A 1,616-nucleotide genomic window follows, 5' to 3' on the forward strand; every position below is an offset into this window, starting at 1 on the left:
GAGACAGGGTTAGGGAGGGGTAAAAAATATTTGATACATCAACCATAACTTTTCAAACACCCTCTAACCCTCTCCTAAGAGAAGAGAGAAAAGGAATAACATTTAATACTGGAGAGGTTTACCAGAAGGGTTTCATATTTGGTTAAACTATGAATCGTTTTCAGTATAAATAAAATTACCATTTGTCTTGATTTGCATAAAGATAGATATCAGGATTGTCGGTTAACGGCAAGAAACCGTAATAAAACATTACACTAAAATAAATACCTGACTAGGATTTAACGCCTAAAAAAATTATGACTCAAGCAACTACAAAAATTTGTATACTAGGCGGTGGCTTTGGTGGACTCTACACCGCGCTTCGTTTAAGCCAATTACCCTGGGAATCTACACCCAAACCTGAGATTATTTTAGTAGATCAGAGCGATCGCTTTGTCTTTTCTCCCCTGCTTTACGAACTCCTCACCAGAGAACTCCAAACCTGGGAAATCGCCCCACCATACTCAGAACTACTGCAAGGAACAGGAATCCAGTTCCACCAAGCCGCTGTTTCCACAATAGACATTAGCAAGCAAACAGTTCAATTACAAGATAAATCAGAACTAAATTATGACCGCTTAGTCTTAGCATTAGGTGGCGAACCCCCCCTAGACTTAGTTCCCGGTGCTGCCACTCATGCTTACCCTTTCCGTACTATTATTGATGCCTACAAATTGGAAGAACGTTTGCGAACTCTCGAAGCAGCAAAGCCAGAAAAAATCCGTGTTGCCATAGTTGGTGCAGGTTACAGCGGCGTAGAACTAGCTTGTAAACTAGCAGATAGAATCGGTGAAAAAGGACGTTTCCGCCTCATTGAACTCAGCGACCAAATTTTACGCACTTCCCCAGAATTTAACCGTGAAGCCGCCAAAAAAGCCTTAGATAGTAAAGGCGTATTTATTGACCTAGAAACCAAAGTAGCAGCAATTAATCAAGATAGCATCTCCCTAGAGTATAAAAATCAAGTAGACACCATACCCGTAGATTTAGTCATTTGGACAGTGGGAACAAAAGTTTCTCCAGTTGTCACAGCCTTACCCCTCAAGCACAATCAGCGCGGACAAATCACCACCACAGCCCAACTACAAGCCATAGAACATCCCGAAATCTTTGCTTTAGGAGACTTAGCCGACTGTCTCGACGCAGAAGGAAAACAAGTCCCCGCCACCGCCCAAGTCGCCTTTCAACAAGCCGATTATACCGCTTGGAATATCTGGGCTACCATCACCAATCGTCCCCTCCTCCCCTTCCGCTATCAACCATTAGGAGAAATGATGGCTTTAGGAATAGATAACGCCACCCTCACCGGGTTAGGTGTGCAATTAGATGGTTCTGTTGCCTACTTAGCCCGTCGGCTGGCTTATCTATATCGTTTACCCACGTTAAATCATCAATTGAAAGTCGGGTTTAATTGGTTAGTTAGCCCCATAATAGAAGCCATTTCGAAGTAATTAAATTAAAGATCCCCGACTTCTCAAAGAAGTCGGGGATCTGAAATGGTAAACTAGTAGTCTGTCAACCCGAAAATGACGGGTGAAGGCAAGCAGGGGGAGAAGAGAGGCAGGGGGGGGTAGGGG

1 protein-coding gene is annotated in these 1,616 nt (G+C 43.5%); it reads left to right on the plus strand.

What is annotated here, in order from left to right; all coding sequences use genetic code 11:
- Nucleotides 1–296 precede the first annotated feature (296 nt).
- Complete coding sequence (locus tag IQ228_RS25850) at nt 297–1,490, plus strand: NAD(P)/FAD-dependent oxidoreductase (protein WP_027404058.1); 1,194 nt, start codon at nt 297–299, stop codon at nt 1,488–1,490.
- The last annotated feature ends 126 nt before the right edge of the window (nt 1,491–1,616 follow it).

Source organism: Dolichospermum sp. LEGE 00246 (assembly GCF_015207865.1).
GTDB classification, from domain to species: Bacteria; Cyanobacteriota; Cyanobacteriia; order Cyanobacteriales; family Nostocaceae; genus Dolichospermum; species Dolichospermum heterosporum.

Coding starts and splice junctions, on each gene's coding strand:
- IQ228_RS25850 (WP_027404058.1), top strand. CDS start 297: ATGACTCAAGCAACTACAAAAATTTGTATACTAGGCGGTGGCTTTGGT.